Origin of the sequence: Methylocystis sp. MJC1 (assembly GCF_026427715.1) — a bacterium.
Lineage (GTDB): Bacteria > Pseudomonadota > Alphaproteobacteria > Rhizobiales > Beijerinckiaceae > Methylocystis.
Map to the genome: position 1 here is coordinate 3,124,365 of NZ_CP107558.1, position 20,559 is coordinate 3,144,923.

17 protein-coding genes and 1 tRNA gene are annotated in these 20,559 nt (G+C 63.7%); 14 read left to right on the forward strand and 4 right to left on the reverse strand.

Translation table 11 applies throughout. The annotated features are described in order from the left end of the window. The first annotated feature begins 20 nt into the window (after positions 1-20). From OGR47_RS15060 to OGR47_RS15080, 5 genes are all read left to right on the forward strand, one after another. Positions 21-812, forward strand: coding sequence for an HAD-IIB family hydrolase (locus tag OGR47_RS15060; protein WP_165055948.1), 792 nt, complete (start codon positions 21-23; stop codon positions 810-812). 105 nt (positions 813-917) lie between these two features. After that, positions 918-1,640 (forward strand): ribose-5-phosphate isomerase RpiA, encoded by a 723-nt coding sequence (rpiA, locus tag OGR47_RS15065; protein ID WP_165055947.1) that lies wholly within the window; start codon positions 918-920, stop codon positions 1,638-1,640. After that, entirely contained in the window at positions 1,637-3,022 is a 1,386-nt protein-coding gene (gene gor / locus OGR47_RS15070) for a glutathione-disulfide reductase (RefSeq protein WP_165055945.1), read from the forward strand. The genes rpiA and gor overlap by 4 nt, the downstream gene beginning before the upstream one ends. Before the next feature lie 187 nt (positions 3,023-3,209). Further along, positions 3,210-4,589 carry a class II 3-deoxy-7-phosphoheptulonate synthase gene (locus OGR47_RS15075; RefSeq protein WP_165055943.1) on the forward strand — a complete coding sequence of 460 codons (1,380 nt, stop codon included), beginning with the start codon at positions 3,210-3,212 and terminating at the stop codon, positions 4,587-4,589. A gap of 121 nt (positions 4,590-4,710) precedes the next feature. Continuing rightward, entirely contained in the window at positions 4,711-5,160 is a 450-nt protein-coding gene (locus OGR47_RS15080; protein WP_165055941.1) for a DUF1810 domain-containing protein, read from the forward strand. A 36-nt stretch (positions 5,161-5,196) separates the two neighbouring features. Here the strand turns inward: OGR47_RS15080 and OGR47_RS15085 are convergent, their stop codons facing one another. Further along, a complete protein-coding gene (locus OGR47_RS15085) occupies positions 5,197-6,339 on the reverse strand; it encodes a ceramide glucosyltransferase (RefSeq protein WP_165055940.1) in 1,143 nt (380 codons plus the stop codon). Between the two features lie 209 nt (positions 6,340-6,548). On the opposite strand from OGR47_RS15085, the gene gltX reads away from it, so the two are divergent. Continuing rightward, on the forward strand, positions 6,549-7,892 hold the full coding sequence (gltX, locus tag OGR47_RS15090) for a glutamate--tRNA ligase (RefSeq protein ID WP_165055938.1): 1,344 nt from the start codon (positions 6,549-6,551) through the stop codon (positions 7,890-7,892). A gap of 180 nt (positions 7,893-8,072) precedes the next feature. On the opposite strand, the gene OGR47_RS15095 is transcribed toward gltX, so the two are convergent. After that, on the reverse strand, positions 8,073-8,645 hold the full coding sequence (locus tag OGR47_RS15095; protein ID WP_165055937.1) for an NnrU family protein: 573 nt from the start codon (positions 8,643-8,645) through the stop codon (positions 8,073-8,075). 54 nt (positions 8,646-8,699) lie between these two features. Then, positions 8,700-9,032, reverse strand: a complete 333-nt coding sequence (locus OGR47_RS15100; protein WP_165055936.1) for a hypothetical protein — start codon at positions 9,030-9,032, stop codon at positions 8,700-8,702. A 313-nt stretch (positions 9,033-9,345) separates the two neighbouring features. Between OGR47_RS15100 and OGR47_RS15105 the strand changes: the two genes are divergently transcribed. The 4 genes from OGR47_RS15105 to OGR47_RS15120 all read left to right on the forward strand — a co-directional run bounded on the left by OGR47_RS15105 (position 9,346) and on the right by OGR47_RS15120 (position 11,595). Further along, entirely contained in the window at positions 9,346-10,650 is a 1,305-nt protein-coding gene (locus OGR47_RS15105; protein ID WP_246729880.1) for a winged helix-turn-helix domain-containing protein, read from the forward strand. A gap of 71 nt (positions 10,651-10,721) precedes the next feature. Continuing rightward, positions 10,722-11,126, forward strand: coding sequence for a methylmalonyl-CoA epimerase (gene mce, locus OGR47_RS15110; protein ID WP_165055935.1), 405 nt, complete (start codon positions 10,722-10,724; stop codon positions 11,124-11,126). 3 nt (positions 11,127-11,129) lie between these two features. After that, positions 11,130-11,369, forward strand: coding sequence for a DUF1467 family protein (locus tag OGR47_RS15115; protein WP_165055934.1), 240 nt, complete (start codon positions 11,130-11,132; stop codon positions 11,367-11,369). A 150-nt stretch (positions 11,370-11,519) separates the two neighbouring features. Further along, a tRNA-Lys gene (locus tag OGR47_RS15120) sits at positions 11,520-11,595 on the forward strand. A gap of 513 nt (positions 11,596-12,108) precedes the next feature. Here OGR47_RS15120 and OGR47_RS15125 read toward each other — a convergent pair. Next, positions 12,109-13,119 (reverse strand): hypothetical protein, encoded by a 1,011-nt coding sequence (locus OGR47_RS15125; RefSeq protein ID WP_165055933.1) that lies wholly within the window; start codon positions 13,117-13,119, stop codon positions 12,109-12,111. 310 nt (positions 13,120-13,429) lie between these two features. On the opposite strand from OGR47_RS15125, the gene OGR47_RS15130 reads away from it, so the two are divergent. From OGR47_RS15130 to OGR47_RS15145, 4 genes are all read left to right on the forward strand, one after another. After that, on the forward strand, positions 13,430-16,051 hold the full coding sequence (locus OGR47_RS15130; RefSeq protein WP_165055932.1) for an ATP-binding protein: 2,622 nt from the start codon (positions 13,430-13,432) through the stop codon (positions 16,049-16,051). A 110-nt stretch (positions 16,052-16,161) separates the two neighbouring features. After that, positions 16,162-17,763 (forward strand): hypothetical protein, encoded by a 1,602-nt coding sequence (locus OGR47_RS15135; RefSeq protein WP_165055931.1) that lies wholly within the window; start codon positions 16,162-16,164, stop codon positions 17,761-17,763. Then, positions 17,760-19,154, forward strand: a complete 1,395-nt coding sequence (locus OGR47_RS15140) for a hypothetical protein (RefSeq protein ID WP_165055930.1) — start codon at positions 17,760-17,762, stop codon at positions 19,152-19,154. The genes OGR47_RS15135 and OGR47_RS15140 overlap by 4 nt, the downstream gene beginning before the upstream one ends. Positions 19,155-19,172: 18 nt before the next feature. Further along, the gene (locus OGR47_RS15145) at positions 19,173-19,985 is read left to right on the forward strand and encodes an IS5 family transposase (RefSeq protein ID WP_216697919.1); all 813 of its coding nucleotides are present in this window, start codon (positions 19,173-19,175) and stop codon (positions 19,983-19,985) included. The last annotated feature ends 574 nt before the right edge of the window (positions 19,986-20,559 follow it).

Here is a 20,559-nt window from a genome sequence, read left to right on the forward strand (position 1 = left end):
AGGGCGAGGGAGATGACGGCATGAAGCCACTGGCGCAGGCGAAGATGACTGAATTCGCGGGCGTTCGCTTCGTTCTGACGGACATGGACGAAACGCTGACCTACCGAGGCCGCCTCTCCGCCGACACATATGCCGCGCTGGAGCGGTTGCGCGGCGCCGGCGTGACGGTCATCCCGGTAACTGGCGCTCCCGCGGGCTGGTGCGATCAGATGGCGCGCATGTGGCCGGTCGACGGCGTCATCGGCGAGAACGGCGGTTTCTTCTTCCAGCGCGATCCCAGCGGGCACGAGATCAGGCGGATTTTTTGGCATCCGGACGCGACGCGCGCGGAGGTCGCCGCCCGCTTGCAGGCGATTGCCGTCGCCGTGCAAGGCGCGCTCCCGCAGGCGCGGCTCGCGCAGGACCAGCCATTCCGCCTGACGAGCGTCGCCTTTGCGCGGCCGGACGACCCCGCTCTTTGCGACAAAATTCTTTCCGCACTGAGGGACGCCGGCGCAGATGCGACGGTCAACAACCTCTGGGTTCTTGGCTGGATCGGCGGTTACGACAAGCTCGCAATGGCGCGTCGCATCCTCGCCGAAACGTTCCGTCTCGACATCGACGACGATCGCGACGCGGTGCTCTATTCCGGCGACTCAACGAATGACGCGCCCATGTTCGCCTTTTTCCGTCACACGGTCGGCGTCAGCACTGTCCGCGATTATTTGTCGGAAATCCCGACGCCGCCAGCCTGGATCACGCAAGGCCCGGGCGGCGCTGGCTTCGTTGAAATCGCCGACGCGGTGCTTCGGGCCAAAAACGCGCTCGAGTGAATGCGGCGGGCCCGAGCGCGCCATTGCTGCAGCGACGATTGATTTTAGGCGCGTAAGCTCCTATTCGCGGGTTTTGCCGCCTCTCCTGCGGCGCGGGATCACACCATGTCGCCCTTTTCCGCTGACGCCATGAAGCGCGCCGCCGCTGAAGCGGCGCTTCAATCGGTCACCCACGGCATGCGCCTTGGGCTCGGCACCGGCTCCACCGCCGCGCATTTCGTCGACCTGCTCGGCGCCCGCGTGCGCGAGGGTCTGGAGGTGGTCGGCGTGCCGACCTCCGAGCGCACGCGCCTCCAGGCCGAGGGGCTCGGCATCACGCTCTCGACGCTCGATGAAACGCCGGAGCTCGATCTCACGATCGACGGCGCCGACGAGTTCGACGCAGCGCTGCGGCTGATCAAAGGCGGCGGCGGCGCTTTGCTGCGCGAGAAGATCGTCGCGGCGGCCTCCAAGCGCATGTTCGTCGTCGCCGACGCGACGAAGGAAGTCGAGACGCTCGGCGCCTTTCCCCTGCCCGTCGAGATCGACCGCTTCGGCGCGCTCTCGACAAGGCTGCATATCGAGCGCGTCGCGCGAGGCCTTGGGTTAGAGGGCCCGATCACGATGCGCATGAGCGCGCCGGAGACGCCCTATCTCACCGACGGCGGGCACTATATCTACGACTGCGCCTTCGGCGCCATCGATGCGCCGGAGACGCTCGCCGAGCGGCTGCAGGCCATTCCCGGCGTCGTCGACCACGGCCTTTTCATCGGCCTCGCCACGGCGATCTTCGTCGCCGGCAAGGATGGCGTGCGCATCGTCGGCGACGTGACAGGCGGCGCGCTATGAGCGGCTTCGATTACGATCTCATCGTCATCGGCGCGGGCTCCGGCGGCGTGCGGGCCGCACGCGTCGCGGCGAGCCATGGCGCCAAGGTCGCCATCGCCGAGGAGTTTCGCGTCGGCGGCACCTGCGTCATCCGCGGCTGCGTGCCGAAGAAGCTCTATGTGCTCGCGAGCCGCTTCAAGGACGACTTCGAGGACGCCAAGGGCTTCGGCTGGCATGTTGGCGAGACCTCTTTCGACTGGCCGACGCTCGTCGGCGCGAAAGAGAAGGAGATCACCCGCCTCTCCGGCCTTTACGAGCAGACGCTCGGCAATGCGAAAGTAGAGTTGATCCGCGCCCGCGCGACCATCGCGGGCCCCAACGCCGTGCATTTCTCCGACGGACGCACGGCAAGCGCGCGCTACATCCTCGTCGCGACGGGCGGCGCGCCTGTGCTCGCGCCGCATATTCCGGGCCTCGAATGGGGTCTTTCATCGAATGAAGTTTTCGACCTGCCGACCTTCCCGCAGCGGCTGCTGATTGTCGGAGGCGGCTATATCGCCGTGGAATTCGCCAGCGTCTTCGCGCGGCTCGGCGCGCAGGTCTATCTCGCCTATCGCGCCGATCTGCCCCTGCGCGGATTCGACGAAGACTTGCGCAAGCGCGTCGCCGAAGCGCTGACCTCGGCCGGCGTCGCGCATCACGCCGGCGCGCTGCCGATCCGCATCGACAAAAGCGCCAAGGGCTACGCGGTTTCCATGAGCGACGGCGAGACGCGCGAGGTCGACGCCGTGCTGGTCGCCACCGGCCGCCGGCCGCTCACGCAAAATCTCGGGCTCGAGCGCGCAGGCGTGGCGACGCGCGAGAATGGCGCGATCATCGTCGACGCGCAGTCGCGCACCAATGTGCCGTCGATCTATGCGGTGGGCGATGTGACGGACCGCATCAATCTCACTCCGGTGGCGATCCGCGAGGGCCATGCTTTCGCGGACACGGTCTTCGGCGATCTGCCGACAACGGTGAACTACGACAATGTGGCGAGCGCCGTCTTCACCACGCCGGAGGTGGGCACTGTGGGGCTGACCGAGACGGCCGCCCAAGAGAAATACGCCGCGCTGGATATTTACGAGACGAGCTTCCGCCCCATTCGCGCGACGCTCTCCGGCCGGGCCGAGCGCATCTATATGAAACTCATCGTCGAGGCCGAAGGCCAGCGCGTCGTCGGCGCACATATTTTCGGCCCCGAGGCGGGAGAGATGGCGCAGCTCCTCGCCATTCCGCTCAACATGGGCGCGACCAAGCGCGACTTCGACGCGACCATGGCCGTCCATCCGACGGCAGCCGAAGAGCTGGTGACGATGCGGGCGCCAGCGCGGAAAATCGGCGAGAAGGGTAGCGGAAGCTAATCCGCGGCCCGCCCCTCTCCCCGCGTGCGGGGAGAGGAGTAAAACGCGGCCTTCATCGAGAATTCGCAACCGGTGGTTCCGGGGTCGCGCCGTCTCGAATTTTCCTCTATAAGCGCCTTTCACGCCGAAGCCGTGGCCTCAGCGGGCCATAGACTCGCCGCGGCTGATTTTCGTGGAGTTTAAAAAAGTGGAACGCTGGACGCCGAGCAGTTGGAGGAATTTGCCGATCGAGCAGACGCCGGTCTATCGCGACCAGGCGGCGCTCGCGGATGTCGAAAGGCAGCTCGCCGGCTTTCCCCCGCTCGTTTTTGCCGGCGAGGCCCGCAATCTGAAGCGCCAGCTTGCCGATGTGGCGGCCGGCAAAGCTTTCCTGCTTCAGGGCGGCGACTGCGCCGAGAGCTTCAACGAGCATTCGGCCGACAACATCCGCGACTTCTTCCGCGTTTTCCTGCAGATGGCGGTGGTGCTGACCTATGCGGCGGGCTCGCCCGTGGTCAAAGTCGGCCGCATCGCCGGGCAGTTCGCCAAGCCGCGCTCCTCGCCCCTCGAAAAGAAGGGCGATCAGGAGCTGCCGAGCTATCGCGGCGACATCATCAACGACCTAGACTTCACGCAAGCGGGGCGCGAACCCGATCCGCAGCGCCAGCTGCTGGCCTATCGCCAGTCCGCCGCGACGCTCAATCTGATCCGCGCCTTCGCGGCCGGCGGCTTCGCCAATCTCGAAAATGTGCATCGCTGGATGCTCGGCTTCGTGAAGAACAGCCCGCAATCCGCGCGCTATCAAAAGCTCGCCGACCAGATCACCGAAACGCTCGGCTTCATGCGCGCGATCGGCCTCGATCCGGAGCATCATCCCGAGCTGCGCGGGACGGATTTCTACACCTCCCACGAGGCGCTTCTGCTCTGCTATGAGCAGGCGTTGACCCGCGTCGATTCCACGACGGGCGATTTTTATGCGACCTCCGGCCATATGCTGTGGATCGGCGATCGCACGCGCCAGGAGCATGGAGCGCATGTCGAGTTCATGCGCGGCATCAAGAACCCGATCGGCCTGAAATGCGGTCCCAGCCTGACGCCGGACGGACTGTTGCGCCTCATCGACGCGCTTAATCCCGACAATGAGGCCGGACGGCTGACGCTCATCTGCCGCTTCGGCGCGGACAAGATCGGCGACGCCATGCCCGCGCTCGTGCGCGCCGTCTCCCGCGAGGGCCGCAATGTCGTGTGGTCCTGCGATCCGATGCACGGCAACACGATCAGCGCCGCCGGCTATAAAACGAGGCCGTTCGACCGGATCATGTCGGAAATCCGCGGCTTCTTCGAGGTCCATCAGGCTGAAGGCAGCTATGCCGGCGGCATCCATCTAGAAATGACCGGCAAGGACGTCACCGAATGCACCGGCGGCGCCCGGGCCATTTCGGAGAATGACCTGCGCGACCGCTACCACACCTATTGCGACCCGCGCCTCAATGCGGAACAGGCCATCGAGGTGGCCTTCCTTGTGGCCGAGCTGCTCAAGGCGGAGCGGATTTCCCGCGGCGTCCCGGAGCAACACGCGGCCGAGTAAAAGCACGCGGGCGCCGCCCCTAAGGGCGGCGTCAAGCCGCCACGCTATATCTCTCCCCACCCGTCGCCACTCCGCTAAGATGCCAGTGGCGACGATGGGGAAAGGGATGGGGCTGGCGGACATGAGCGTTCGGGATAACGACGACCCTTTCGATCTGCAGCGCTTCATCGAGGCGCAAAAGGGCTCTTACGCGCAGGCGCTCTCCGAGCTGCGCGCCGGGCGCAAAACCAGTCATTGGATTTGGTACGTCTTTCCCCAGCTGGCGGGCCTCGGCTTCAGCCAGGCGAGTCGCTTCTATGGGCTGTCAGGGCTCGACGAAGCCCGCGCCTATCTCGCCGATCCAATCCTTGGCCCGCGGCTGCGCGAGTGTGTGGAAGTCATGCTGGCAAGCGGCGATCGAAACGCGGAGGACGTGCTGGGCTCCACCGACGCAATGAAGTTCCGCTCGTCGATGACGCTCTTCGCACGCGCCGCGTCGGAGGAAGCGCTTTTCACGCAGGCATTGGCGCGGTTCTTCGACAGCGAAGATGATCCGAAGACGATCGAACTGCTAAAAGAAGAAGGGCGCTGAATGCGCCCTTCTTTTATCCTGCCTGTAAGAGCGGCGTCAGCCCACCGTATCCTCAACCTCGCGCACGGTCATGGCGTTGCCATGCCAGACGAAATCATCGAAGAGAAGCGCATCGACGAACATCACCGGCAGGAGCAGATCGCGCATGATCAGCGCGAAAGGCGTGCGCCAGTCGAACGGGAAGCGACAAACGCGCGCCAACCACAATTCGCCGCCATGCAGCGAGCCGACGATCGCCGCGGCGGTCAGAGCCGCGGCGGCGGCGTCGCCGCCGAACTCCAGCGCAGCATAGGCGCCGAACACCACCGCCGCGAAGCTGCCGTTCATGAACTCCGGCGCGTAATGGGCGGGGAACGTCACGCGGCGCAGGCGCGCCCAACGGACATGGCGGGAATAGACCTCATGCGCCGTGCGCTGGCCGAGCGGCTGCTCGAAAGGCATGTCGACGAGGCGCACCCGCATGTTCTGCGCGCGGATGACCTTGGTCGAGGCGGCGTCCTCGGCGATCTCGGCGCCGAGCGCGCGAATGCCGCCGGCGCGGTCGAGCACCTCGCGCCGCCACATCATATTCTTGCCCTGGGCGAAGCCCGCGCCGATCGCCTCCGCGCCATATTGCCAGCGCGCCTGGAAGGTGTTCAGGATCGCGCATTCGACCGCGCCCCAGAAGCCGACCGGGCGCGAGCCGATCGGCATGGAGACGGTCATCGCCGTGTCCGGCCGGAAGGCCGCGAGCATGGTCTGCACATAATCACGCGGCGGCAAAGCGTTGGAATCCGCGAGGATCACGTAATCGTAGCGCGCGGCTTCCCAGCCCTTGACGCAATTGTTGAGCTTGGGATTGGCGCTGACGTAATCATCGCCGATGAGCAGCTTCGCCTCGCGTTCGGGATGCGCCTTGATCAGCCGCTCGACGAGCGGAATGATCGTATCGCTCGGAGACTGCACGCAGAAGATGATTTCATAATGGGGATAGTCGAGCTCGAAGGTGGCGCCGAGCGTCTCTTCCGAGAAGGTCTCGACGCCGCGCACGGGGCGCACGATGCTGACCCAGGGCGCATCGGCCGGAGCCGGCATATTCCGCTCGCGGGCGCGGCATTTGCGGCCCATGAGCCACATGCTGGCGAAGTTGAGGACGAGGATGAAGGCGCACCATCCGGCGCAGATATAGGCGAGGATCATCGAGATTTTCGGCTCACGCGTCGACTTGGGCGGATTGGCGGCGCAGGCGAAGGCTGGCTTCGGTCTGACGGTTGGCGCGGCGTGCGAGGCCGGGACGCGGCCAGCTCAATATTCCGACTGACAAATACGCCGGCTCTTGGCAAAAGGGTTGCGGCGCGAGAATCTTTTCCCGGCTCCCGCTTTGCGAAAACTCCTGACGAAGCTTCCTCATGACCTCTCCGATCGTCCGTTTCGCGCCGTCCCCGACAGGCCGCATCCATATCGGCAATGCGCGGGTCGCGTTGTTCAATTTTTTATTCGTCACAATGCAACATGGACGATTCATACTGCGGTTCGATGACACTGATTTCGCCCGATCTACCGAGGAATTCGCGCGGGCGATCGAAATCGATCTAGCTTGGCTCGGCGTCGTTCCGGACGCGGTTTTCAGGCAGTCCGAGCGCGTTCCGCTCTACGAGGCCGCAGCCGCAAAATTGCGCGACGAGGGCCGCCTCTATCCCTCTTACGAGACGCAGGAGGAGCTGGAAAAGCGCCGCAAGATCCAGCAGGCGCGCGGTCTGCCGCCGATTTACGACCGCGCCGCGCTGCGCCTCTCCGACGCCGAGCGCGCAAAGCTCGAGACAGAGGGCCGCCGTCCACACTGGCGCTTCAAGCTCGCGCCGGGCGTCGCCGAATGGAACGACCTCATTCGCGGGCCGGCGCATGTCGATTGCGCGGCGCTGTCCGATCCGGTGCTGATCCGCGAGGATGGGAGCTTCCTCTACACCCTGCCCTCGGTCGCCGACGACATCGACATGAAGATCACCCATGTCATCCGGGGCGAGGACCATGTGACCAACACGGCTGTGCAGCTCCAGCTCTTTGCGGCGCTCGCCCCCGAGGCGCCGCCGCCCGCTTTCGCCCATCACAATCTGCTGATCGGCGCGAGCGGCGAGGGTCTTTCCAAGCGCACGGGCTCGCTCTCCATCGCCTCTCTCCGCGAGGAGGGTTATGAGGCCATGGCGGTCGCCGCGCTCGCGACCCTCACCGGCTCCTCCGACAATGTGCAGGCCGTGCGCTCGCTCGCCGAGCTGGGGCAGCATTTCGATCTCGCCCATGTCTCGCGCAATCCCGCGCGCTTCGACCCCGACGATCTCGCGACGCTGACGCATCGCACGCTCGCGCTTTTCGAGTTCGAAGATGTGCGCGAACGTCTCGCCGCGCTCGACGTGGTCGGCCATAAGGCGGAGCCGCTGTGGCGCGCGGCGCGCGGCAATCTCTCGACCTTCGATGATGTTCTGAAATGGTGGCGGGTAGTCGAGGGCGAGATCGAGCCGGTCCGCGAGGACGCGGACTTCCTCGCGCAGGCCGCCGCGCTTCTGCCGCAGGAGCCCTGGGACGAGACGACTTGGTCCGCCTGGGTCGGCGACGTGAAGACGGCGACGGGCCGCAAGGGAAAGGCGCTGTTCCACCCGCTGCGCCTCGCGCTCACCGGCGAAGAAAGCGGGCCCGAGCTCGCTGCGCTATTGCCGCTGATCGGGCGTGCGACGGCGTTCGCGCGCCTTGCCGGGTGAGAGGGTCCATACGTATTTTTGGTCAACTGGTTCGTTGTCATTCCGGACGCTCGCAACGCGAGCGATCGGACTCCAGAGCAGAATAGCGTTCTTGTGCCTTTTAGATTCCCGGCCGGGCTGTCGGCCCGCCGGGAATGACAGATACCAATGCGATCTATCCAAGCGGGAATTTTATGCAGTTCACCGCAGCACGGAAACTCCGAACAAATAGGGATGCAGCAGGAGGAGCAGCACGTAAAGCGCCGTTCCGGCGCCGAGCGCGATGGCGTCGCCCTTCGTGAAGGCGTCGAGGCGTGGCGCGCCGAGGTCGCCGCGCCGCTTGACCGCGATGCGGTCATAAACGCCAAAGCCCAGGAACGAGCCGAAGAGCAGCATGCCGCCGAGGTCGCCGTTGACCAGAAGATGCGCCGTCGCCCAGCTCTTCAGCGCGACGAGCGTCGGATGACGCAGCCAGCCCCTGATGCGCGAGGGCGGCGCGCGGCGGCTGGCGAGCGCCACAAAGGCGATCCACACCAGCGGCATGGCGAGATGGCGCGTCCAGGACGGCGGGTCCCAGATCTGGATGAGTCCTTCGGCGCGATAGCGCGAAAAGCCCCAGACGATCAGCACGAGACCGAGAAGCGCGACAAGCGAATAGGCGCCCTTATAGGCCTGCAGGCCATATTGCGCGACGAGCTTGCCGCGCGCGCCGCGCATGGTCGAAAAGACATGAACGCCAATGAAAAGCGCTATGCCGAGAATAAGAACGAGCATGTTCGATTGGCTCCTCGCCGGTTGGCTCAAATATGAATTTCTATGTGCGCTTGCTCAAAAACACCGAACTTGCGCTTCGGCCTGGGCGCGGCGCAGGGTTTCCAGCGTATCGCGCGCGGCGCCCGTGCTGCGCATCATCATGCCGATTTGCCCCGCCTGCTGATTGACGCTCGCGACCGTTTCCGCGGCGACATAGCTGTCATAAGACAGGATGCTCGCGATGACGTCGACGGAACAGGAACATTGCTCCAACGAAAGCCGCGTGTCGCCATTTGCTTTCATGCAGCCGAACACATAATCGGCGCGCGCCGAGGTGGGGTAGTCGTTTATATCGGCCGCCGCCGCTGGCGCAGCCACGATCAAGAGCAAGGCGAGCAGAGGACGCATCGCGCTTTCCTATCCTAAAGAAGCCTGTTTGGTAGTGTATCGCTTCCCCTTCACGACAACCAGCGCTCCGCTGGCCAGCGTGACGAGAAGCCGGCGTGATGTCATTTGCCCGTCACCATGCCCCCCTAAACCGGGCTAAGAACGCGCTGGGCGACAGCTTGGTGAGTTCTAAAGCGCCGGGCCGGAGGTACGCCCGGCGTTTTTTTTGCCGGGCCCTTGCGAGATTCTCGCATTAGCAAAGGCAAAAAGATTTGTTATTTTAAGGCCTTGCGTCAGACCGTCGGAATCGGACATTGTAACCCAGGAGGGGACGATGGTCGGTTCCGTCAGGTTCGCAGGATTTTTTTACAGCGCCCAGACCGGCTTGCAGCGGGATGGCGTCCAGATTCATCTTGGGCCCCAGGCGCGCCAGCTGCTCGAACTCCTTCTCGAGTCGAACGGGTCCGTCGTCTCCAAGGCGGATATCGCGAGTCGGCTCTGGCCCGATCGGCCGCCGTCGGACGATTCGATCGACCGCTGCGCCTATCTTTTGCGCAAACCTTTGAGACAGGCGGGCTTCGGCGACCTGATCGCGACCGCCTATGGCCGCGGCCTCTCCCTGCGCGCGAAGGTGGAGCCCTTCGCGCCCGAGAGCGAGCCGACGCTATCCTTCTCACAAGCCGTCGAGGGCCGCACGCTCGATCTTTGGCGGACGGCCTATGAGCTCGCGGGAACGCATTCCCGCGACGGCTATGCGCGCGCCCAATCGGCCATCGCTGCAGCAGTCGAGAGCGGCTGCGAATCGCCTGCGATCTGGTCGCTTTCCGCCGATATCGCGGCTGGCCGCGTTGTTCGCGGGCATCTGCGGCCCGCGCAAGCGGCGGCGATGATCGAGAACGACGCCGGACGAGCGCTCGCGCTTTCTCCTGATTTTCCTCCCGCTTTGGCGGCGCTTGGCTGGGCGCGCGCCACGCTCGCCGCCAGGCTCGACGAGGGGCTGGAGATGCTCGACAGAGCGCTGGCGCGGGACCCGGATTACGGCAAGGCCCGCGCTTATCGCAGCTGGGCGCTCGCGGGCGGCGATCGGCTGGCGGAGGCGATCCAGAACGCCGAAGCCGGGCTTCGCATTTGCCCTTACGACGAAGGGCTTCTGAGCTTGCGGGCCTGGCTGGAGCTTTGCGCCGGCGATCTCGAGGCGAGCGGCGAATTGGCCCGCCGGGGGCTGCATCTGCGGCCCGACGTGACCTGCTTGCGCATTGTCGCGGCCATCGCCAGCAGCCTATCGGGAAATCACGATGACGCCCAGCAATCGGCCCGATGCGGATTAGAGACAATTCCGAACGACCCGCTGATCCTGGCGGCGCTTTCCTATGTTCTCGCGAGAGCGGGACGGCTCGAGGAGGCTGAAGCAGCCTTTGCCGCCTGCTCGGCCAATGAGGAGGCGGCGCCCCCCCGTTTGTTCGAGACGGCCGCAAAACTCGCCCTCGGCCGCGATGCGGAAGCAAGAGAGTCGCTTCGTCAGGCGCATGACGAAGGGTGTCCCTGGTTCGTTTTCGCGTCGCATGAACCGCGCCTGACGCCCCTGCGCGATGAAATCAGCAATCTGCGCGGTCAGGCTCCGATCGCCGAGGGTGGTTGAAATTTGCCCCGCCGTGGCCTTAATGCCGCGAGGAACATCGCGGCATAGCCGCCCGGCTTGGGGAAATAAGAATGATCGGTCGTCTCAATCACGTCGCTATCGCCGTCGAAAGCGTGGAAAAAGCGTCGGCGGTCTATCGCGACGCGCTGGGCGCGAAGGTAACGGAGCCCGAGACGCTTTTCGAACACGGCGTTACCGTCGTTTTCGTCGAACTGCCGAACACCAAGATCGAGCTTCTGGAGCCCTATGGCGAAAATTCGCCGATTGCCGGCTTCGTCGCCAAATCGCCGTCGGGCGGCATTCATCATATCTGCTACGAGGTCGACGATATCCTCGCGGCGCGCGAGCAGCTGAAGGGCGCCGGCGCCAGGGTTCTGGGCGACGGAGAGCCCAAGATCGGCGCGCATGGCAAGCCGGTGCTCTTCCTGCACCCGAAAGACTTCTGCGGCACGCTGATCGAACTCGAGCAGGCCTGAGCCATGCCCTTCCCTCTTCCCCTCGCTTTGGCGATCTATGTCACGATCTGGTGGATCGTCCTGTTTGCCGTCCTGCCGCTCGGCGTTCGCTCGGCTGAGGAAGCGGGTGAAGATTTGCCGGAAGGGGCCGACCCGGGCTCGCCCGTCGCTCCCCAACTCGCCAAGAAGGCCGCCATCACCACCGTGATCGCGGCGTTTGTCTTCGGCTTGGTCGTTGTCGCGGCGAATTTCCTCGCCGGATAGTTTTTGGGGCGATTAATGCCTGAACGGGCCGAACGGGGTTGACCCGCCCCCCGGCGGCCGGTAGTTGAACGCTAGCCGCGCCAGCGGCAGGCAAGCGGACCGACCCGCCTGCCTACAGCCGCCGCCAGATGTGACGGGGCAAAACGGTTAGAGCGCGTAGCTCAGTCGGTAGAGCATCTGACTTTTAATCAGGGGGTCCTGGGTTCGAGTCCCAGCGCGCTCACCAACAAAATCAAAGACTTGTAGGAAGGAATGCGGGACCATTGGCCCTCCCCTACCGTTTGTGTCGCCACTAAGTCGCCACGGAGAAAAAATTTCCTTAGCCAGGTTGGTTCTCGCTAAGCTTGTCGCTAATGCGGTGCCCTCCGCCAGCCAACCTCGCGGCCGACCGACCGCCAGCCACCCTCAGTTGCGACGCCCGGTCAAAAGCTTTCCGCCGATCCTGATGACGAACGCCGACGCCGAGCCGAGACCGGGCTGATGTGGCAAGGAACTACTGTCTCCCCAACCTCCCCGGCAGGGGCCTGAAGCGCGACGGGGGGCTTCACAGTAGTTCCTTGTTCCTCACCCCCCGGCAGGGGGGGCGCAAATGCGTAGGGCCGGCAGGCTTGATGGTCTTCGATGAAAAATTTTTGGCCAAAAATCCAGAAAGACAACCATTTAACGCGTTATTCGATAATGGATCAGTTTGAAGTTCCGATCATGACCCTGGTTTAAAATTAGGAACGAGATTGTCCGCTCAAATGCACTTAGAGGGGTCAATCCGACAACGAGTAAGACGGGTCTGTTGAGCGATGGTATCAGCCTCAGCCTTTAGCTCGGCCGCAACATCCGCAGGTGACTTAGGTTTAGCTGCGTTTGCTCCAGCGGTGATTACATTGGCAGCGCCAGCCAAACCTGTCGTCTTATTGTAAGATATCTCCGTAATTGTCCCAGCGTCGCTGAGAGCGAGCGCAAATTTTTGTCCTCCAAATAACGCAGATTTTGGCACGGGCAGAGTGTATACGTGGGGCGTTGGCACGCTTACATCTCCCTCCCATATTGGCGTAGAAAGTCCGCCGCCGGTCATAGCCAAGTGGACGTTCGCGACTTGGTTGAGGTCAACATGTATCATTTCTGTCATGTCACCGTCATAGGTCGCGGGCGGCTCCAAAAGGGTTCTTTTCGTAGTTCGAAGCTTTAGATCGATACTAGGAAATATTGGGCGCAATTTTGCGTAAGCGGTTCTTGTTTCTGCTGTGGGCGCAAGTATTTCTCCACCTTTTGCCGGCTTTTGTTTGTAATCTAAAACGGTAGTATATTTAATCGTGGCAGACATCGCACTGACTGTCGCTTTCATTTTGGCACATGCGGGATCCTCTGCGGCTGCGGTAATGCCTAAAGGAGCCAATGCAGTTCCCATTGAAATGGCCGACTTCAAGATCGCCTCGCCTTGCCCGGTCGAGTCAGTATTAATGTTTTTCAGTCTGCCATCGTCGCTAAGCTTTATACCAAAAGTATTATCTGCTAGGGGCGAGTCCATGGACGTAATTCTAATTTCTCGGGGATCCTGGGTACGATCCGCGGAATAATTGTTGGAAGGCGTGACGGCTGTAGAGATCAATGGTACCCCTGCTGAGCAATCTATTGTTTGAATCGCAGTTACTGTAGTTTCTAGCTTTGCAGGATAATACCTATAGGTCACATCAGGCATGACGGAACAGGCAGACATCATCAGAGCTGTAGAGAGAGGAAATACGACCTTTTTCATTATCCTCTCCTCACAACTCCGGTAGCCACTCTTAGGCGCAGATTGTGCGTTGTTTCCGCAAGGGTGTTTAGCCACTCATATCTTCGACGCAATTTATGCACAGACAGCGACGTAATGCTGCCGCCGAAATGCACACTTGTTTAGTGTCATTTGAATTTTCCACAGGAAAGAGCCGACGGATCGGCTGCGGACCCCCTAAAGACGGATCGCGCCTTACGAGCCGCTGTCGACTTGCGGCACGCAATGGAATAGCCCTTCAACCATGGCGAACGAACCAAGACCGGCAGGCGGTCGTGCGACCGCATCGGGCATGAGCTTCCAGGCCGGAGTCGGCGCGTGGTTCGCCGCGCACCTCGCTACGGCGACTCCGCTCGGCATGCGGTTCGGGCTGTCCGCCACCGCGCTGCCCGAAAGGCTCCAGTTTGAGACCGCACAGTTCCTCGACGACATCAAGATGGACCTGTCCGACGGAAGCTTGATCCTCGTCCAATGCAAGACGCGCCCGGCGATGTCCGCCGCCAAGGACGGTCCACTCGCCAATACTGTGACCCAGCTGGCATCGTTCCTCCTCACCAAGCGGAAGGAGGGTACCGAGCCTGACCCTATCAAGGTTGCGGCCGTGCTCGCAGTCACGTCTGACGCGTCAGGCTCGCTCGACGACCTTGAGGAGGCCTGCCGCCACTTCGACCTCGGGGCGAGGTGGGCTGACGCGGTGGGGCGCGTCGGCGCTAGGCAAGGGTCGGCGCTTCGGGTGTTCGCCCAGTGCGCTTGCGCGGCCTGGGAGTTATTGGAGGGGAGCCTGCCGACCGAGACCGACCTTGCGGCGCTCGCGCGCCTACTCCACATCGTGCGTTTCGACGTCAACGACGGCGGAGCCGACCAGCGCGAGGCCGCCAGCTTGATCGGGACCAAGCTGCTCGGGGACGAGGGTGCCGGCAGCGCTGCACTCGCCTCGCTAGGGCTGGTTGTCGACCGGATGACGCGCACGGGGGCGCCTGCCGATCGCAGGGGCCTCATGCAGAGGCTTCGCACTGCCGGGATCGCCGACACCCGCAGCCCGGGTTACGACCAGGATATCCAGCTCCTCGTCTCGAGAACCTCGACCGAGCTGCACCGGCTCGCACGCCACGCGCGGCTTTCGACCTCCCGAGGCGCACCGATCCCACGCGAGTGCCTTTCCGAGTTGGCCGACGCGATCGATGGTGGCAGCCTCCTCGTTATTGGCGAGCCAGGCGCAGGCAAGACCGGCATCCTCGTAACCCACGCCGAGCGCCTCGCCCAGGGAAGCGCGCCGCTGGTCCTACTGTCGGTCGACAGCCTCAGCGGCGTCATGGGCCGCAACATGCTGAGGACCGAGCTCCAGCTCAAGCATGACCTCATCGAGGTGCTGGCGAACTGGCCGGGACGCGAGCCCGGCGTCCTCATCATCGACGTCCTGGATGCCTCGCGTGGCGGGCCGTCCGAGCTGGTGTTCGCGAACCTGATTCAGGAGGGGCTCCAGCGCCTCGGCGAGCGGTGGTCAATCGTCGCGTCGATCCGCACGTTCGACCTCAAGAACGGCACGCGTTTTCGCGCCATCATGGAGGGGGAGCCGCCGTCCGCGACCTTCCGGGACGCCGGCCTCGGCAACGTCCGGCACTTCCTCGTCCCGCGCCTCAGCGCCGACGAAATCGGCTCGCTCGCGCAGTCGGATCCCGAACTCTCGCGACTGGTCGCGGCGGCCCCGCCCCCGCTGCGGGAGCTTCTGCGTAATGTCTTCAACCTATCGCTCGCGGCGGAGCTCGTCAGCGCGGGCGCAACTGCAGAGAGCATCGCGAACATCACGACGCAGTCCGACCTCATCTGGAATTACGAGGACGCTCGGCTCAACACCGACCGCCTCCGCGTCGCCGTCGGCGACACGCTCACTGTGATGGTCAACAAGCGGCGGATCACGGTGCTTCGTTCGCTAATCCGCAACGAGGCCGTCGGGGACTTGGTGCAGAGCGGAGTGCTCGCGCTGGCCGGCGAGCGCATCGCCTTCTCCCACCACGTCCTGTTCGACCATGCCGCCAGCCGGTACTATCTTGAGTGGGACGACACGGACGCGCTGACAGCTCAGGTCTCCCGCGATCCCGCAATCGGTCTGCTGCTCGGTCCCGCACTCCGCTTCGCTGTCGAAAAGGCATGGCGCGAGGGCGGCCTCGGCCATGCCGACACTTGGCGGCTGATCGCGGGGTTGTGCGCGACCGAGGACATCGATCCCATCATCACGAGCGTTGCGTTACGCACCGCGGCCGAGGGCGTCGCCGGCCCCGAGGACGTCGCCGGCCTCCTCGACCTCCTGTGTAACCAGAGAAGCTCGCGCGAGCTCGCCACAGCGCTTGAACGGCTCGCGCGCTTCGTCGGTATGCGTGCGGGTGAGCCGGGTGGGCTGCCGGCCGGTGCGAAGGCAGCCTGGGCGGCCGTCGCGCGCGAAGGCGTTCGCAACCTCGTGGCCGGATGTTCCGACGGCGTGCGCTTCCTGCTGATGACGCTCGCCGACAAGGGTGACTTCGAAGACGACGAATTCGCGGGCACGTACGGCGAGGCGGCGCGCGGCCTCCTCTCCTTCGCGTGGTCTAAAACCCCCGACATGCAGGGGCTTGCCAACCAGGCGATCCGCTTCGTGACAGCGAGTTACGCGTCGGACGTACCTAAGTCCCGCGCTCTGCTAACGCAGATCCTCCAGGATCCGCGCTTCGAGCTCTACGCACACGAGGAGATGCCGTGGCTTGCGGAGGGGGCGGCGACGATCGCCCCAGTCGACCCGGAGTTCGCTTTCGAGATCTACCGCACGATGTTCGGCCGCCAGATCTCACAGGACGGCCACTTCGACGAGAGAGCGAGGATACGGCTGGGCCGACCGCCCAGGCGGGTGAAGCCGACGGCGGGGAGTGGCGCGTATCGCTAGCCGCCCGCATTCTATCCACCGTACCCGACGAGGCACTCGCCACGGCATCAGGGCGTGAGGTGAAGGCCCGCCTAGGCTCGGAGGGCAGGCTCGTCGGAAACCGACCCTTCGTGTCGTTCGAGTTCGGCACTGGCGAGAACTACGACATTGTCGACAGCCTGCTGCGGCACGAGGGCGCGGATCTCTCGAAAGGCCGCGACAAGGCGGTCCGAGAATCGACGCGCAAGCTTGAGGCTATGCTGCACGAGTTGACAGGCGAGTGCGACGCCGCGCAGGTCGGCCAGCTCTGGACGGCGGCAAGGAACGTGCTCGCCATCTTGGACGACGCCTCGGACGGAACGGCTCACGCACAGGTGCAGCAGGCCAGCTGGGGCGCGGTCGGCAACGCCGTCGAGAAGATCGCCGAGGCCAGGGCTTATGCGCCGGATGTCGCCGACCATCCCCGGCTCGACGAAATCACCGCGTTGGTCGACCGGCTCTCGGCGAACCCCTACCCCGAGCCGAGTTCCGGCCTGGACGACGACGACTTACTGGGATGGGGCAACTGGGACGTGCGCGTCTATGCCGCGTCGGCGCTGATAGACCTGTGCCGCCGGTTCGGCGACCGCGACCCGTCACTGATCGACCGCCTTGAGGGGCTGGCGTTCGACCCGGTACCTACGGTCCGCCTCCAGATTGCCCAGTCGCTCAACGCGCTGTGGGACGTGGCCCGCCCGAAGATGTGGGAGCTTGCGACGAGGATCGGCCGCGAGGAGCCCCACCTTGGGGTGCTCGGTTTCTTTGTTGGCGGTCCCCTCAGGCGGATATCCGAGCCCGAGCCCGAACGCGCCGAGGCGATCGCCGACGAGATCCTGAAGCGCCTACCGCGCAAGAACGGCGAGAAGACCGAGCGCGCCCGCGAGCCCGCCGCCGAGCCCATCGCGGGGCTCGCGGCCCGCCTTTGGATCGGCCGGGGCCGATCCGCCGCGCGCGGCTGGATCGATGAATGGATGTTCGACCTCGTTAGCGGCGAACCCTATCTCTGGCCACTCATCTCGACGATCCGGACCGGGCTGTTCGAGACGTACGTTCGTCCCGACGACGAGACCTCCGTCGGCATCCAGCTGCGCTCCAAGGAGCTCGCCGACCAGTTAGCCCAGATCGCGAGCGAGCTGATGCGGGAGAGCCTGAACCAGGTCCAGAGCGAGGATGCGACACTTGAGGACCGCGCCAGGGCCGAGACCCGTTACCAAGTCGCCGCGACGCTGCTCGACCACGTCTCGAACCAGCTCTACTTCGGATCCGGCGTGTTCCGCCATGGCGGGAGCAACCCCGGGGAGGACATCCCGGGTCTCATTGACGGCAAGGCCAAGAAGGCCTTCCTCGACGCCTACTCGGACACGCTCGACGTGATTGGCCACTCAGGCACCGCGCACACCTTGCACCATCTCGTCGAACTTTACGAATACCTAGCCGACGCCGCGCCCGAGATGGTGTTCGACCGGGTAGCTGAGCTTCTCGTCGGCCCCGCCCAGCGCGAGTGGTACCAATTTGAGAGCCTTGGGTCGGACGCGCTTGTCCGCTTGGTCCGCCGCTACCTCGCCGACCACCGCGAGGTGTTTGAGAACACGGCACGGCGCGGCCGCTTGGTGGCCGTTCTCGAACTCTTCTCGGGCGCGGGCTGGCCCGAGGCGCTAAAGCTCCTCTACGAGTTGCCGGACCTGCTGCGTTGAGCCACCGCGCCGACCCGATGGTGTTCGACGCGCGGCTGCGCAGGATCATCGACGACTTCCGCAGGAACGAGAAGCGCATCCGCGACGAATACGCGCGCGGACCCGAGACCTCGCACGTTCCGAAGGAGATGACCGAGCGGGCGACGAGGCGCTTCCTCGTCGACGAGTTCCTGCGCGCCCTCGACTGGGACCCAGGCGACCCGGCGAAGACCGCTGAGGAGGCGCGCACTTGGCATCCCTCCGGCGATTGGCTGTTCCTAGACTATCTCGGTATCGATCCGCAGAGCCAAACGCCCACCGTAATCTTTGAGGCCAAGAAGTTCGACGTCGAGCCGCCCCACGCGGCGCGCGCCGAGAGACCGACGTCGCGGGAGATGCCCGCACTGATTGCGGACGCGATAGACGCCCTGCGGCTTAGCGACGCAACTTCCACACTGCTCGTAGAGTGGGCGGACTATCTCGGCGCGATGCACCGCTATCTACAGTCGATGGATAGCAAGGGACGAGCAAGCCTCCAGCGCGCGGTTATCTCGTCCGGTGGCTGGATGATAGTCTTCGAGAACCCATGCGCGACCTTTCTCGGGGACAATCCGTCCGAGCCCGAGCTGATCCACTGCTTCGTCGGCTTCGACGAGATCCAAGACGGCAGCTACGACATCTTCGAGTTGCTCCACCGCGAGCGACTCGTAGACACACTTCCACCGGCGCTCGATGTCACCGAGGCGCTTGAGCACATCCGGGTTGATCGGATCGAACGCTGGTTTCGGGGGGTGGTCGTCGCGACCTCGGGATCCTCCGGCACGCGTCGGGCGAGCTATCCAACGCGGGCCATCTACCCCGCGCTGATCGTCCGCAGCGGCATCCGGTCGTTCGCCATCGCGGACCTCAATGGGAAGAGACCGGTCGAGGAGCCTCGCTCGGAGGACAGCATCGCCGGTTTCCTGGAGGCGCTCGACCGGGCCGGGACCCGGCTTGAGAAGCAGGTCGCCGCCCTGTTCGGCATTGCAATCGAACCGTCGCTGCTCGAAGATTTCCCCGGCTTCACTCAAGCGCGCCGGACCACCGATCCGCTACGCGGACCGTTCGAGCCGACTCCTGGCTCGACCACAGATATGGCACCGGCCAAGCCCGCGTTGAAGGCGTTTACGAACGTGTCGGACGTGACGATGCGAGAATTCGTGGTCGTCGTCGGCACCGACCGCTTTTACAAGACGGATCGGCAGCATGGGCCCGAGTGCCCTTACCACTACTGGAAGGCGGCGCGCGCGGACGCATTCGCCGAGGTTTCCCCTCACGAAGGCTTCACAACCGATTCGTTCACCGAGGACGGCCAAGACCGTCACTGCGCGCACGCGGGAATGCTGGGTATTCGCGCCGACTTTGGTGGTTGATTGTCTTAAAGGAATCGGATGTCTCCGGTTCGCAAACCGTATCCGTCTGATGTCAGCGACGAAGAATGGTCCCTGGTTGCGCCGTATCTGACGCTGATGGACGAGGGCGCTCCGCAACGTCAGCATTTGCTTCGTGAGCTTTTCAACGGCCTGCGCTACGTTCTGCGTTACGGCATAGCATGGCGCGCCATGCCCAACGATCTGCCGCCCTGGTCCGCAGTGTATCAGCAATCGCAGCGCTGGCTGGCGGCGGGCGTGTTCGAAGAGCTTGCGCAGGACCTGCGCGCCTTGTTGCGCGTCGCCTCCGGTCGCGCCGAGGAGCCAACCGCGGCGATCATCGACAGCCGCACGCTGCGCTCTACGCCGGAAAGCGGTCCACGGGCCGGCTATGACGGCGCCAAGCGCAAGCGCGGCTCCAAGCTGCTCATGGCGGTCGACACGCTGGGGCACTTGCTGGCGCTGCACGTTACGCCGGCGAATGTCGACGACCGCGCCGAGATCGGCAAGCTCGCCGCCGCTGTGCAGGACGCCACCGGCGAGAGCGTCGAGCTTATTTATGTCGATCAAGGTTATACCGGCGAGAAAGCCGCCGAGGCGGCCAAAGCGCAGGGCGTCGAACTCTGCGTGGTCAAACTCTCCGAAGCGAAAAAAGGCTTCGTGCTGTTGCCCAAACGCTGGGTTGTCGAACGATCCTTCGCTTGGGCGACCCGATGCAAGCGGCTGGTCAAAGACTACGAACGCTACGCCGACACACTCGCTGGCCTCCACGTCGTCGCTTTCGCCTGCCTCATGCTCAAACGCGCAGCCGACTTCATAATACAGAGTACATAACACCCTCTAGGTCTCGATTATCTCGATATCTTCTTTTTGCAGCTTCATATTCTTAACTCTCTTAGCCGTAACAGCAATCTTTTTGTGTAACGTATACGTCCTGACGCCAGTTAATGAGACGTCAATGACTTCCAATTTTGCCAAGTTGACTAGATGATCCAGTCGTTCAATTCTCGTGGCGCGCAAATTCAGACTAGTCAATTTAACCAATCGCTCCAGAACGCGCGGTTGCGCGAATTCTGTAGCTGCAAATTCAGCGAATGAAGCGAGAGAAGGTTTTCGAGGCACTAAAAACGGACGGTGAGGTTGCAGACAATCTTAAACGGCCGAGGCTCCGCAATGTCGGGAGCATTAATATGCCGGACAATTTTTGTACCGTGGAAATTCAGATGCTCAATCATTGCATTCGCCTGAAGTGAGGTAATATGTGAGATGGGCGAACGATGGAGCACCAACTCCATCAGCGAAGGTAGATCCTTCACGGATGGCAAATCAGTTATTTTGGTCCCACGCAAGACCAACTTATTCAGGACCTGTAACTCGTCAATACTTGAGCAGCCGGCGAGCATGCCAC